Below are 12,329 nucleotides of genomic sequence, written 5' to 3' on the forward strand. Positions count from 1 at the left end.
GAAGCTAGAAGCTAGAAGCTAGAAGCTAGAAGCTAGAAGCTAGAAGCTAGAAGCTCGAAACCCGTGACTCATTCGAGCCTTTCTGGCAAGCTACCGCCATTAGAAATTTTTACTAATCTTTTATAAGCGACTTTATGCAAACATCTTTTCAGTTGATGGCTGACTCTTCGGCATTTTTTATGGGTTTTGTGTTTATCGTCAGTCTGATGGTGGGCAGTTTCCTTAATGTTGTAATTTATCGTTTGCCTGTCATGATGGAACGCTCATGGAAAGCCGAAATTGCTGAGTATTCAGCGTCACAAAATGAAGCTATACCCGCTACCACTAAGCCTAATGATCCTCCCTTTAATTTAGTTAAACCCGATTCTACTTGCCCTAAATGCCAACATAAAATAAGAGCCTGGGAGAATATCCCTTTAATAAGTTGGCTATTACTCAGGGGAAAATGCAGTCAATGTAAAAACCCCATATCGATTCGTTACCCTTTAGTGGAATTGGCAACAGGGTTGTTATCGACTTTAGTTGCATGGCATTTCGGTTTTGGCCTAGCTGGCTTTGCTGCTGTTGTCGCTACTTGGTTGCTGATTGCTATGACCTTTATCGATCTCGATACTATGTTATTGCCCGATCAATTAACTTTATCTCTGTTGTGGTTAGGGTTGTTACTGAGTATCGAAAGTCCATTTGTATCCAGTCAAGATGCGCTGATTGGCGCTGCTGTTGGTTATTTAAGTTTATGGAGTTTGTATTGGGTATTTAAATTATTAACTGGCAAAGAAGGCATGGGATACGGCGATTTCAAACTACTCGCAGCTATAGGTGCGTGGGTAGGTTGGCAACATTTACCTGTGGTGGTTTTGTTGTCGTCATTTGTCGGTGCAATTGTAGGTGTCACTTTGCTGACAGTGCAAGGTAAAGACAAAAGCCAGCCCATCCCCTTTGGCCCCTACTTGGCTGCAGCCGGTTGGTTGACTTTGTTATACGGTGATTGGATTGTTGCCCAGTATTGGCAGTGGATGTTGCCCTGAGCATTTAAAAGCTTGCTACCACAGAAAACCGGGTGCCGCACACAGAGCGTCGGGCAGCTTCGCTGCACAGAGGAATAGAATGTTAAGAACAATTAATTGCAATAATTTATGGCTTTGTTTTTTTAGGCAAAGCCGCCATTCTCCTTTGCTTTTCTCTGCGCTCTCTGCGCCCTCTGTGTTTCAAAATCCTTTATTCTTTGGCTTTTCAGCAATTAAAAACTTTCAACCACAGAGTACACCGGGTGCGGCGCACAGAGGGCTGCACAGAGGAATAGAATTAAATTGGCAGGGATGGATGTGAGTAACTTTGTTGTTGGTATAAGTGGTGGTATTGGTAGTGGTAAAACCACTGTCACTGATTTGTTTGCAAAATATGGGGTTGAAGTGATCGATGCAGATCTGATTGCCAGAGAAGTGGTCGAACCTGAAACTCCTGCCTTAGCAGCAATTGTTACTAAGTTTGGTGAGTCAGTATTAGACCAAGCTGGCAGCTTGGACAGAGCTAAACTTCGCACTTTGGTTTTTGAAGATACTGAAGTCAAAAATTGGCTCAATCAGCTTTTGCATCCTGCCATAAGGGAACAAATGTTATTACAGACTCAGCGAGCTAAGTCGGCATATTGTCTATTGAGTGTGCCCTTGTTGGTTGAAAATAAATTGTATCAACAAGTAGATAGGGTGGTAATTGTCGATGTGGATGAGCAGACGCAACTGCAAAGAACCCTGTTGCGCGACAAAACTAATGAGCCACAAATCCGCGCGATTATGAGCGCCCAAGCAACTAGACAGCAACGTTTAGCCGTAGCTGACGATGTGATTGATAACAATGGCAATGCTGATAACTTGACCGCACAGGTCGACGTTCTGCACAAAAAATATATGCTTTTGGCGGCACAAGAAAAGTAGATAGTAAATAGTGGCTAGATATTAGTGGATAGTTTTAAAAGTTAAGAAATTGGCGGGTTAACCTGTCGTGCTACAATTTTGGGGTTATTCTCTATCGCCTCTAGGAATCAAAATTGCCAGGTTAAGTTGATTTAATACTTGGGAAACCAGTGCTTTTTTTCTGTTGTCTCTTTGTAGCGCAGCGTACTGTGGTAATAATCTTTTCATCTTTTAAGACTCGTCATTATTTACTAGAGTCACACTACTGTTGTTGTCAGCTTTGTGTAATTTAGCCTATTGATTTGATTAAAAATTCTTTACAATGTTTATCCACTGCAGGTATTGCAGTTTAATCAAGGTAAACAGGTGATCATGTCTCAAGCAATTTACGAATTTCCACTCAATGAAAAGGTACGTACCTACCTTAGGCTTGAGCAGTTATTTAAGCAGCTCGAGCAAGGGAAGACGTCTAGTGAAAATTGGCAATATATTAATTTTCTCGACAGTCTATTCACTTTACTTGATTTGTCAGAACGAATCGATTTGCGTAACGACGTATTAAAAGACATTGAGTCTCATGAAAAAAATCTGGTTATTTGGTCGCAACATCCAAATATAGATGACGAAGCATTACAATTTGCCCTTCAAAAAATTCTACGTTTACGTGAGTCATTAAAAAGTAATAAAAAAGTCGGCGCAGAACTCAAAGAGGATCGATTTTTGGCCTCCATAAGACAGAGATTTTCCATCCCTGGTGGCACCTGTAGTTTTGATTTACCTAATTTACATTACTGGTTACAGCAACCCAATGAAGTTAAACAACAGGATATCAACAGCTGGTTACAAGAACTGACACCTATTCAACAAGCGATGGAGATCACTCTATCATTTTTGCGGGAAAGAGGACGTTTTACCGCGGTTGAAGCTGAAAAAGGTTTTTACCAAGGTATTGCTGAAGATAAAAATGAGTTAATCCGAGTGTTGACGTCAACTGACCAAGGGTATTACCCAATGTTGTCAGGCAATAAATATCGATACGCTATTCGTTTTACTTTATTTACTCCTACCATGGAAGGGAGCACCGCTGTCGACAGCAAAGTAAATTTTAAACTGGCTTGTTGCTAAACCTTTCCATTATTTCATTCGAGGCTATTTAATCCTATGCCAACTACAGTCAATTGTCCTAATTGTAAAAAACCAGTGGAGTGGATCCAAAGTAATCTTTTTCGCCCATTTTGCAGTAAAACTTGTCAGCTAATTGATTTAGGTGAATGGGCGGATGAGGAAAAATCTATTCCTTGTGGTGCAAACAAAGATGAAGAAACAATAAAATTGCCAGATTTTGATATTGAAGACATTGAAGCCATGTTAAGTGAGCAGTCTGACGATTTCTTCAAAGAATAACCTTATTCTAATCAGTTAATTAGATTGACCTAATCGTTTTTAATTATTTTAAATGATTAAGAAATCTAGGTATCTTAGCTGTAATTAGTTTATTAACCTTAGATCGGAGATCAATATGTCTAACCCAAATTTTGAAGATAAATCAGGACAAGCTGTTCCTCAATGTACTTTTGCCGCACGTGTTAATGACGAGTGGGTAAAACTGACTACTGATGAATTGTTCAAAGGTAAAACAGTGGTTGTTTTTTCTTTACCTGGCGCGTTTACGCCTACCTGTTCTTCTACTCATTTACCCCGTTACAATGAATTGGCTAAAACATTTAAAGCTAATGGTGTAGATGAAATTATCTGTGTATCTGTAAACGATACTTTTGTTATGAACGCTTGGGCAGAAGATCAAGAATCAGATAATGTAACACTTATCCCTGACGGAAATGGTGATTTCACTAGTGGCATGGGTTTATTAGTCGATAAATCTGAAATCGGTTTTGGTAAGCGTAGCTGGCGTTATTCTATGCTGGTTAAAGACGGCATAGTAGACAAAATGTTTATCGAGCCTGATTTACCTGGCGACCCCTTTGAAGTATCAGACGCCGATACTATGTTGGCTTATGTTGCCCCAGAAGCTAAAGCGTCTGTAGCGACAGCCATTTTAACTAAGCCTGGTTGCCCTTTCTGCGCTAAAGCAAAAACCTTGTTAGATGCAAAAGGTTTTGAATATGAAGAATTAGTTATGGGCAGAGAAGTGTCTTTCACTTCACTTAAAGCCCTTTCAGGTAACGAAACTTGGCCACAAGTATTTATTGGTGGTAAGTTAATCGGTGGTTCTGACGAACTAGAAGCTTATTTTGCTTAAATTTTGTGTTGACTAAAAATGGCGCCTAAGAGCGCCATTTTTTATGCCTGCAAATTAGTAAATCGTGACGCAACTGGATATAGTAGGGGCTACTAAATAATTGAGCTAAATGTAAATGAAGTTACTTTTTGTACTCTTGCTTTTAACCGCTAGTACCACGTCTTTTGTCGCTTCTTCTCAGTCTATTGAGCACGAGTTTGATAAGTTTAACGCTATTTACCAAGCACAACTTGGCGCAACTCGTGGTTGTAAATCGCCTCAAATGAACGTGTTCAGGGTCTGCGCTGATAGTCTAAAAAATGACGGTAACGCCCCTTATATTTTGCATCATAATAAAGTCACAGACAAAGTCGTAGTCTTGTTTCATGGCTTAAGTGATTCGCCATTTTTCCTGCGTTCTATCGCGCAATCGATACATCAGCAAGGTCATAATGTGGTTGTTACTTTATTGCCCGGTCATGGTAAAAAACAAGCCGATGAGGATATGCAAGACACCGAATTAGCCGATCGCTGGCGAGTCCATGTGTCAGAAATGATTGATTTCTCTGAGGGATTAGGCAAGCAAGTTTATGTTGGTGGTTTTTCAACAGGTGGCGGTTTGGCCTCCGAGTATATTTTGCAAAATCCTAAAGCAGTGAAAGGTTTAATGTTATTTTCTGGAGCATTAGCGCTGGACTCAAGTGTAGAGTCTATGGCCAACATCTGGGGTATACAGTGGTTAGCTAAAATTTTAGATGGCGAATATAAAACACTAGGCCCCAACCCTTACAAATATCCCAGTGTGGCGCGTTTCTCAGCATTTGAATTAACAGAAGTCATTTTTTCTGTACGTGAATTAATTGCACAAGGTGCGCCGCTCAACCTACCTATTTTTGCTGCTCACTCAATGGCAGATATCACTACACCTATAGCGGGAGTTAAAAGTCTGATGGCTGTGAACACTGGGCCTAATAGATTATTTGAAATTCCAAAAGAATTGGATGTATGCCATGCTGATCTTGTGATTGACCAAGAGCAATTGTCTGATATGAAGTTTAACGCTTCAATGCTTGAAGAAATAATGCCTTGCAATGTACCCGAAGCCAATCCTAAACATGCAGAAATGTTAGAAGCGTTGAGTCAATATTTGACGACTTATTAGGTAAACACAGATGAATAATTGGATAGTTCTGCTCAGAGGCATCAACGTTGGCGGTAAAAACATTGTTCCTATGAAACAGCTTGCGGACATGTTGCTTGGTTTAGGTTGTCAAAATGTTCACACCTATATTCAAAGTGGTAATGTGCTGTTGCAAAATTCAGAATCAAACGCACAAGTGTTATCAGAAAAGATTGCCAATGAGATGTTACAAACATTTGGTTTTCAGCCACATATTTTGCTTTTGACACTTGCGCAATTTGAACAAGCAGCGACCAATAATCCTTTTCCCAATGCGCAATCTAATCCTAAAACATTACATATGTTTTTCCTCGCAGAGCCAGCGCGCAACCTAGACTTTGATGCTATGAAATGCATAAAAAAAGACAATGAATCTTTCGAACTCATCGAAGATGTTTTCTACTTACATGCGCCAGATGGTATTGGTCGCTCTAAATTGGCTGCAAAAGCAGAAAAATTACTGGCAGTAGCAACCACTGCCAGAAATTGGAAAACTGTGAGTCAGTTACTGACTTTAGCTAATCAAAAATAGTGCAACATAGGCTGCACTAATCTGTTGTGGAACTAAACATAGCGACTTTTAGGGATCTAGCCGCGACTTTTTAATTTTTAAGCTATTTTTTATTAGCTTACCAAAGACTTTATCTTGGTGATGAGACTGAGCGAGGGTCAAACTATTCCTTGCTTGTTCTTTTAACATCTTTTGATAATTGGCGAGTCTACGGGGGGCTAAGTCACCAGTGTCTAGAGCCATTAACACTTTACAACCGGGCTCAGACTGGTGTTGGCAATCAGTAAACTTACACTGCTTGGCGAGACGTTCTATATCCGAAAATACCGCTTTAATTCCTTCTTCACAATCGGTGAGTTGTAATTCACGCATGCCAGGACAGTCTAAGATTAAACCACCAGCTTGAGTAAAATATAAAGAGCGGCTTGTTGTGGTGTGCCTTCCTTTGCTGTCGTCATCACGGATCGCAGCGGTGGCTTCTTCCATGGAACACAGCGAATTGGACAAAGTAGTTTTACCCACGCCAGAAGATCCCAGCAGCACAACAGTTTGCCCAACTTTGCACCAATCGTTGAGCTGTTGCACTTTTTCCTTGTTTAGGGCATCCATGGGCAGCACAACTAAATGAGACTGTAACTCATGTAATTGTGCTAAATAATCGGATAGTTGTTGCTCGTTAATCAAATCTGCTTTGGTTAACACTAATACCGCGTCAACTTGCGCTTCTTTAGCTAAGGCTAAATAACGTTCGATTCGAGATAAGTTGAAGTCGTTATTGCAAGAGCTAACAATAAAAGCCGTGTCCACATTGGCTGCAATCAATTGGTTGGTGTTGGCTCCGGGAGATTTTCGTTGGAAAACACTCAGCCTATCTAAGATGACAGGTGTATCGCTTTGTATTTTGGGTATCAGTAACCAATCTCCCACAGTGCAAGTTTGCAAGTGAGGAAACTGTGCCAAATTAAGTTCACGTTCGCCGTTTTCACCTAAAACAATGACGCGATTTCTAAAAACTTGGGTGATCCTATAGGGGGCGGTTTGCTCTAGGTTTTCTAAAGTTAACTGTTGATTAAAAAACGTTTTCCAACCTAATTGAGCTAAGGTGTAATTTTTTCCAGACATGGTAAGTCCTGTTGTCTAATGAATAACGGGTCGATTTGTAGACCATAAATAGTCATCGCTCGTCAAGACAACGGGTAGTGAGTGAAATTTAGGCAGCTACCCGCTCTTGCAAAGCTATGTGGGCAGTGACAACAATCATCAAAAATCTCCTTAGTTATAAAGTAAGTCTATATTGCTAGACAAAAATAACAGTGCGTTGCTGACCTGTAAAGCTGAAACTTGTGTTCGGTCTGCACAGGGCTGTTAAATCTATAGTTAATCATCATGCAAAGAAATGGCGATTAGCTGAAAGGGTTTTATTCTAGAGCCGGTATATATCCCAATACGATTATGTATTAGGTTAAATCATCTAAAGGATAAAACATGTCTGAACAATACACGCTTTATGGCGCCCCCATGTCTTTATATACGGGCAAGGCTAGAGCTTATTTGATTTTTAAAAGTCTGCCTTACACAGAAGTGTTTTCGTCGCTGAAGGTTTATAAAAGTGTCATTGTTCCCAAAACTGGCGTCCGTTTTGTACCAGTGGTCAAAACACCTGAAGATGAATATTTACAAGATACCGCACAGATTATAGATACGCTCGAGCAACGTCATCCTGAGCGTCCGGTTATCCCCACCACCCCTAAACAGAAGTTAGTTTCATACCTTTTTGAAACTTGGGGGGATGAATGGCTAGTCATTCCGGCCATGCATTACCGTTGGAACAAAGCCAACTTCCCCTTTATTTATCAAGAGTTTGGGAAAGTCATCGCGCCGAATATGCCAGGCTTTATTCGTGCTTTTATTGGCAAAAAAATCGGCGCTAAATTCAAGGGATTTGTGCCAATGTTGGGGATTACCCCTACGAGTATTCCTGCCATTGAAGATTGGTATGAAAACCATGTATTGCCACTATTGGATAGACATTTTTCTAAGCATGATTACCTACTTGGTAGTAAACCTTGTTTAGGCGACTTTGGTTTAATGGGCCCTTTATATGCTCATTTATACCGAGACCCTGAGCCTGGTGCTCTAATGAAAAAAATAGCCCCTAACCTGGCCAAATGGGTCGAAAGAATGAATCAACCCCAAGACGTCGAAGGAGAATATTTAGCTGATGATGTTATCCCTGACACTTTGCTTGAACTCTTAACTCGAATCTTTAAAGAACAATGGCCAGTTTTAACGAATACAGTGCAAGCGTTACAAAAGTGGGCTGAGCAAAATCCTCAAGTCGCTGAGATCCCTAGAACTATAGGCGAACACCAGTATACTATTGGTGATGTATCCGAACAGCGTGCCATTGGTACTTTCCATCAATGGAAAGTACAACGAATCTTGGATTGTTACCGTCAATTTGAGGATCAGCAGAAGCAGTCTGTTGATACTTTTTTGCAATCGGTAGGTGGATTAGAGAGTATGCAGTTAGATATTCCAAAGAGACTGCATAGAGTAAACAATAAATTAACCTTTAATTAAGTTACCTATAGGAAAATAAATGCACATAGTTTGTTCCCATTGCTTTGCAATAAACCGTATACCAGAAGACAAAAGCCATACTCAGGCCAAATGTGGTAAATGCCAACAGGCTGCTTATTCTTCAAGTCCCATTGAGTTAACGGATAATACATTTTATCGTTATATCGAGAAAAATGACTTACCGGTGATTGTGGACTTCTGGGCAAGTTGGTGCGGACCCTGCCAAGCAATGGCACCTGTATTTAGTGCCATTGCGCAACAGTCTGAAGAGATATTGTTTGCCAAAGTGAATACCGAACAAGCAAAGCAAGTTTCAGCAGATGCAGCTATTCGTAGTATTCCAACCCTTATCTTTTTTCTACACGGCAGGGAAATCGATAGAGTGTCTGGTGGCCTCAGCGGGTCACAACTAAAAACCTGGATAATGCAGTGCCTAAAAAAATTGGGTTAATCTTTGGATATTAACGCCCCAATCCTGGGGCATTAATATCAAGTGTTACTTGGCTTCTTTTTACCATTCAAGAACCAGCCGATTGGTGTCCACCTGACTAGAAGGAGGTAACTGATTAAACCAATAGCAAGTGTGCAGATAGAGCTCAGAAAAAATTCAACTAACAGTGGCCACTGGGTATCCAGTAAGTAAAATTGAATAAGCCACAATACCGGTAAATGAATGATGTAGATCCAGTAAGAAGAGTCTGCAATTAGCTTCACACTAGGGCTTTGTTTATTAAACAGACTTCGACCCACTATTATCAAGACCAGACTCATAAACACACTGATATAAGCTTGCAAAGCGCCAAGTCCTATTTGCTTTAGGTCTATAGATGGCGAAGTTGCCATAACAGTCATGATTTCTTGCATGCTGCTATGCCTTGGAAATAATTCAAAAAACAGGATATAGGCGGCAACACTTGTCGCAAACATTAGCCACCCATAGGGTTGAAGTTTGTCTAAAAATTCTTGGTGGGTAAATAACCCAAAACCAAACACAAAGAACATACCGAAGAACCCAAATGACCATAACTGCGGCATAAATTGTTCAGGTGCAGGAATAGGTGCGTGTTGAGTTAAAAGTGCGGGAACCAATAAAAGAGGGCCTAATAACAAGAACAGTTTTGGCATCTTGATGATTCGCGACATCCAATCAAACTTAAACGATTTCACCGCTATTGCAGTTACCAAGTAAAAAAATGTTAATTGGTATAAAAACCATAAATGGGTTGTGGTAACCGGTGGTGGGGCATCTGGGTATTGCGCCATCATGGCAATCAAACCCAGCATGGGTGATTTAGCTTGGATGTTTTCCATTGCCCAGCCTATCAATATTGCGAAAGCAGTAAGCACTAAAGGTAAGAATATCGACAATGGCAATGTTATGCGCATGAGACGATTTTTCAGCATTGCACCTAAGCCTCTTTTTTGAATTAACAAGGCGCAAAAAAAGCCTGCAATCAAAAAGAATAATGGCATCCGAAAGGTATGACTGAAAAAAGCCATAAAATCGACTACCTCAGAAGTTTGAGGGCTGGCTGGTAACCAAACCTCTTTGAGTGCAGGGCTGTAAGCTAATGCAGCGTGAAAAAATACACCAAGTAACATGGCAAACGCCCGTAAATTATCCATATAGTGGACACGACTATGACTACCCATAATGAGCACCTTTTAAGTTAAGTTTAAACAGAGTGTTTAGTTGGCCTAAATATTAAATAGGCCTGTGATGAGGCCTAGCTAGAGAAAGCAGGCCTTTCGGGATTTGATAAAAATGGTGACAGCTAAAACTATCGCTATGGCAAAAATCTCAACGCCGATTATGCTATAAACGGTTGAATTAAAGTCGGCAGTTTCGGATTCAATATTGCTGCCAATTGATTTAATACCTGCTACTGCAAATATAAACATATTAAAAAACAAGTTGAGAATAATCATAGTCACTATGGTGACTGCCATAGATCCGCTTAATATTCCTGCGCACAGGATAATTGTAGTCGCCACCAAAATTTCTAAAGCGCAGATGAGCAACATAGGTATCATACCGTTTGGCATATGACTGAAATATATAATCAGGGTAGTTGAGACTACTATAATCCCCCAACTCACTAAATAAATGGCTAAACCACCAAGCATTTTTGATAGTGCGTAATCTAACGGGGTGATAGGTAAGGCCATGATAAAAGACAATTGATACTCTTTTTTTTCTGTCACTACAGTATTGATGGCTAAATGTGCGCTAGAACCAATCAAAACAGTGATTAATCCCACGAATCCTAAGTAATATACGGTATAAGATTGTACTGTCATTAGACCTGCAGCAATAATGCCTAGTAATGCGTATCCCAACATATATTCTTTATATAAATGCCAATCTTTAGTAATGAGTTTTGTGAGCATAAAGGTATTCATGATTTGGCTCCTACAATCTTTGCTTGTCTACGGTGATTGACATTGGCTAAAAAAATCTCTTCTAAGGACATATTTTCAACGGCTATGACTTTAATATTTTGTTGTTGATATGCCTCTAATATTGAAGGGCAAAACTGATTGCTAATTACCGCGGCCAAGCGTCCGTCTTGCTCAATTTGTACAATATTACCCGTAGGCACCATAGGTTGATCAGAAGGCAATTCAACCTGAATGCGACGCCAGTTTTCTAAAAAGCTTTCCTTGTCATTGGTATCGATAATTGCGCCGCGATCGATGAATGTAATTTGGTCGGATATCTTTTCAACGTCAGCAGTATTGTGTGACGAGAACAATACTGTTCGCTCTTCATCTTTTAAAATCAGCGCTAATTCATTGTTCACTTCTTGGCGTGCTACCGGATCTAGCCCAGTAGTGGGTTCATCTAGCACTAACAATTTGGGTTTACGGGCTAACACCAATAATAATTGTGCTTTGATATGCTGACCCTTGGAGAACTGTTTGATTTTTTGCTCAAGATTGAGATCAAATCGCTGTAGCAATTCTTTCGCGTAGTTATCGTCCCAGCCTGGGTATATCGATTTGATAAACGCCATGTGCCAGCCAAGATTTTTACCAGCGTATAACTTCATTTCCTCAGAACTATAACCCACGTGATGTTTAATCTGAGTTTGAAATTTAGGCATGGTTTGCCCTAACACCGTTGCTGTACCGCTATCAGCTTGCATTAATCCCATGATGATCCTGATAGTGGTAGATTTGCCGGCGCCATTAGCGCCAACAAATCCCATGATCTGGCCTGTGGGCAAGGCAAGATTAATGTTCTTTAGGTCAAAATAGCTAAAATGTTTACTGACATTTTCTAAATGGATCGCAATCTCGTTCATTGTTCATTTCCACTGATATTTAATATCACTTGATTCATACGTTCTTTGGTTTCATCAAAGCTCAACCCTAACTGACGAGCGCTATAAACCACCTGTTTTAACTTTTCATCCAATTCAGATAACTTTAAATCTGAACCTACGGTTGCAGACTCAGCAATAAAAGATCCACGGCCTTGCTGAGTCACTATTACGCCCTCAAGCTCCAATTCGGAGTAAGCGCGTTTTACCGTAATCACGCTTACGCCAGTCACAGAGGCCATTTCCCGTATAGACGGCAAATGAAATCCTGCCTGCCAGTCACCGACCATCACCTTTTGTTTAATCTGGTTCATGATCTGCAGGTACATAGGCCTGCTATCCGTTTGTGAAAGAAACAATTTAATCGTCATTAAATATCGTTACTGTGTATATCCGATATGCACAGTATATACAGCTATGCACAGTTGGCAAATTAATTGTTTGAAAATTATGCAGTGATGGTGATTTATTAACCCAAAATATTGAAATTTATGGAAATTAAGTTTTTGGAGGAACAGGTAAACTGTGTATATATTTGGAATTTGATACGGCAGTGCGCATTGGGCACTGCGTATTG

The 12,329-nt window shown here is 40.2% G+C and carries 14 protein-coding genes; 9 read left to right on the forward strand and 5 right to left on the reverse strand.

What is annotated here, in order from left to right:
* Positions 1 to 134: 134 nt before the first annotated feature.
* The 7 genes from AAC000_RS11115 to AAC000_RS11145 all read left to right on the forward strand — a co-directional run bounded on the left by AAC000_RS11115 (position 135) and on the right by AAC000_RS11145 (position 5,864).
* Positions 135 to 1,028, forward strand: a complete 894-nt coding sequence (locus tag AAC000_RS11115) for an A24 family peptidase (protein ID WP_339722692.1) — start codon at positions 135 to 137, stop codon at positions 1,026 to 1,028.
* Positions 1,029 to 1,319: 291 nt separating this feature from the next.
* On the forward strand, positions 1,320 to 1,934 hold the full coding sequence (gene coaE, locus AAC000_RS11120; RefSeq protein ID WP_339723000.1) for a dephospho-CoA kinase: 615 nt from the start codon (positions 1,320 to 1,322) through the stop codon (positions 1,932 to 1,934).
* 351 nt (positions 1,935 to 2,285) lie between these two features.
* Positions 2,286 to 3,038 carry a cell division protein ZapD gene (gene zapD, locus AAC000_RS11125; RefSeq protein WP_339722694.1) on the forward strand — a complete coding sequence of 251 codons (753 nt, stop codon included), beginning with the start codon at positions 2,286 to 2,288 and terminating at the stop codon, positions 3,036 to 3,038.
* A 36-nt stretch (positions 3,039 to 3,074) separates the two neighbouring features.
* Positions 3,075 to 3,317, forward strand: coding sequence for a DNA gyrase inhibitor YacG (gene yacG, locus AAC000_RS11130; protein WP_339722696.1), 243 nt, complete (start codon positions 3,075 to 3,077; stop codon positions 3,315 to 3,317).
* 115 nt (positions 3,318 to 3,432) lie between these two features.
* Complete coding sequence (locus AAC000_RS11135; RefSeq protein WP_339722698.1) at positions 3,433 to 4,173, forward strand: glutathione peroxidase; 741 nt, start codon at positions 3,433 to 3,435, stop codon at positions 4,171 to 4,173.
* Between the two features lie 115 nt (positions 4,174 to 4,288).
* The gene (locus AAC000_RS11140) at positions 4,289 to 5,314 is read left to right on the forward strand and encodes an alpha/beta fold hydrolase (protein WP_339722700.1); all 1,026 of its coding nucleotides are present in this window, start codon (positions 4,289 to 4,291) and stop codon (positions 5,312 to 5,314) included.
* A 10-nt stretch (positions 5,315 to 5,324) separates the two neighbouring features.
* Positions 5,325 to 5,864 (forward strand): DUF1697 domain-containing protein, encoded by a 540-nt coding sequence (locus AAC000_RS11145; RefSeq protein ID WP_339722702.1) that lies wholly within the window; start codon positions 5,325 to 5,327, stop codon positions 5,862 to 5,864.
* Between the two features lie 48 nt (positions 5,865 to 5,912).
* On the opposite strand, the gene rsgA is transcribed toward AAC000_RS11145, so the two are convergent.
* A complete protein-coding gene (rsgA, locus tag AAC000_RS11150; RefSeq protein ID WP_339722703.1) occupies positions 5,913 to 6,965 on the reverse strand; it encodes a ribosome small subunit-dependent GTPase A in 1,053 nt (350 codons plus the stop codon).
* 363 nt (positions 6,966 to 7,328) lie between these two features.
* Here rsgA and AAC000_RS11155 point away from each other — a divergent pair, with 363 nt between their 5' ends.
* Positions 7,329 to 8,426 carry a glutathione S-transferase gene (locus AAC000_RS11155; RefSeq protein WP_339722705.1) on the forward strand — a complete coding sequence of 366 codons (1,098 nt, stop codon included), beginning with the start codon at positions 7,329 to 7,331 and terminating at the stop codon, positions 8,424 to 8,426.
* A 19-nt stretch (positions 8,427 to 8,445) separates the two neighbouring features.
* On the forward strand, positions 8,446 to 8,877 hold the full coding sequence (gene trxC / locus AAC000_RS11160) for a thioredoxin TrxC (protein WP_339722707.1): 432 nt from the start codon (positions 8,446 to 8,448) through the stop codon (positions 8,875 to 8,877).
* A 38-nt stretch (positions 8,878 to 8,915) separates the two neighbouring features.
* On the opposite strand, the gene AAC000_RS11165 is transcribed toward trxC, so the two are convergent.
* The 4 genes from AAC000_RS11165 to AAC000_RS11180 all read right to left on the reverse strand — a co-directional run bounded on the left by AAC000_RS11165 (position 8,916) and on the right by AAC000_RS11180 (position 12,123).
* The gene (locus AAC000_RS11165; RefSeq protein WP_339722709.1) at positions 8,916 to 10,079 is read right to left on the reverse strand and encodes an acyltransferase family protein; all 1,164 of its coding nucleotides are present in this window, start codon (positions 10,077 to 10,079) and stop codon (positions 8,916 to 8,918) included.
* Between the two features lie 78 nt (positions 10,080 to 10,157).
* On the reverse strand, positions 10,158 to 10,829 hold the full coding sequence (locus AAC000_RS11170) for a hypothetical protein (protein WP_339722711.1): 672 nt from the start codon (positions 10,827 to 10,829) through the stop codon (positions 10,158 to 10,160).
* The gene (locus AAC000_RS11175) at positions 10,826 to 11,734 is read right to left on the reverse strand and encodes an ABC transporter ATP-binding protein (RefSeq protein ID WP_339722712.1); all 909 of its coding nucleotides are present in this window, start codon (positions 11,732 to 11,734) and stop codon (positions 10,826 to 10,828) included. Before AAC000_RS11175 ends, AAC000_RS11170 begins: the two co-directional genes overlap by 4 nt.
* The gene (locus tag AAC000_RS11180) at positions 11,731 to 12,123 is read right to left on the reverse strand and encodes a GntR family transcriptional regulator (protein ID WP_339722714.1); all 393 of its coding nucleotides are present in this window, start codon (positions 12,121 to 12,123) and stop codon (positions 11,731 to 11,733) included. The genes AAC000_RS11175 and AAC000_RS11180 overlap by 4 nt, the downstream gene beginning before the upstream one ends.
* Positions 12,124 to 12,329: the final 206 nt, after the last annotated feature.

It is taken from the genome of uncultured Paraglaciecola sp. (genome assembly GCF_963977085.1).
Lineage (GTDB): Bacteria > Pseudomonadota > Gammaproteobacteria > Enterobacterales > Alteromonadaceae > Paraglaciecola.

What these genes read in the sequence shown, in the direction of transcription:
- AAC000_RS11115 (WP_339722692.1), top strand. Translation starts at nt 135, where the DNA reads ATGCAAACATCTTTTCAGTTGATGGCTGACTCTTCGGCATTTTTTATG.
- coaE (WP_339723000.1), top strand. Translation starts at nt 1,320, where the DNA reads ATGGATGTGAGTAACTTTGTTGTTGGTATAAGTGGTGGTATTGGTAGT.
- zapD (WP_339722694.1), top strand. Translation starts at nt 2,286, where the DNA reads ATGTCTCAAGCAATTTACGAATTTCCACTCAATGAAAAGGTACGTACC.
- yacG (WP_339722696.1), top strand. Translation starts at nt 3,075, where the DNA reads ATGCCAACTACAGTCAATTGTCCTAATTGTAAAAAACCAGTGGAGTGG.
- AAC000_RS11135 (WP_339722698.1), top strand. Translation starts at nt 3,433, where the DNA reads ATGTCTAACCCAAATTTTGAAGATAAATCAGGACAAGCTGTTCCTCAA.
- AAC000_RS11140 (WP_339722700.1), top strand. Translation starts at nt 4,289, where the DNA reads ATGAAGTTACTTTTTGTACTCTTGCTTTTAACCGCTAGTACCACGTCT.
- AAC000_RS11145 (WP_339722702.1), top strand. Translation starts at nt 5,325, where the DNA reads ATGAATAATTGGATAGTTCTGCTCAGAGGCATCAACGTTGGCGGTAAA.
- rsgA (WP_339722703.1), bottom strand. Translation starts at nt 6,965, where the DNA reads ATGTCTGGAAAAAATTACACCTTAGCTCAATTAGGTTGGAAAACGTTT.
- AAC000_RS11155 (WP_339722705.1), top strand. Translation starts at nt 7,329, where the DNA reads ATGTCTGAACAATACACGCTTTATGGCGCCCCCATGTCTTTATATACG.
- trxC (WP_339722707.1), top strand. Translation starts at nt 8,446, where the DNA reads ATGCACATAGTTTGTTCCCATTGCTTTGCAATAAACCGTATACCAGAA.
- AAC000_RS11165 (WP_339722709.1), bottom strand. Translation starts at nt 10,079, where the DNA reads ATGGGTAGTCATAGTCGTGTCCACTATATGGATAATTTACGGGCGTTT.
- AAC000_RS11170 (WP_339722711.1), bottom strand. Translation starts at nt 10,829, where the DNA reads ATGAATACCTTTATGCTCACAAAACTCATTACTAAAGATTGGCATTTA.
- AAC000_RS11175 (WP_339722712.1), bottom strand. Translation starts at nt 11,734, where the DNA reads ATGAACGAGATTGCGATCCATTTAGAAAATGTCAGTAAACATTTTAGC.
- AAC000_RS11180 (WP_339722714.1), bottom strand. Translation starts at nt 12,123, where the DNA reads ATGACGATTAAATTGTTTCTTTCACAAACGGATAGCAGGCCTATGTAC.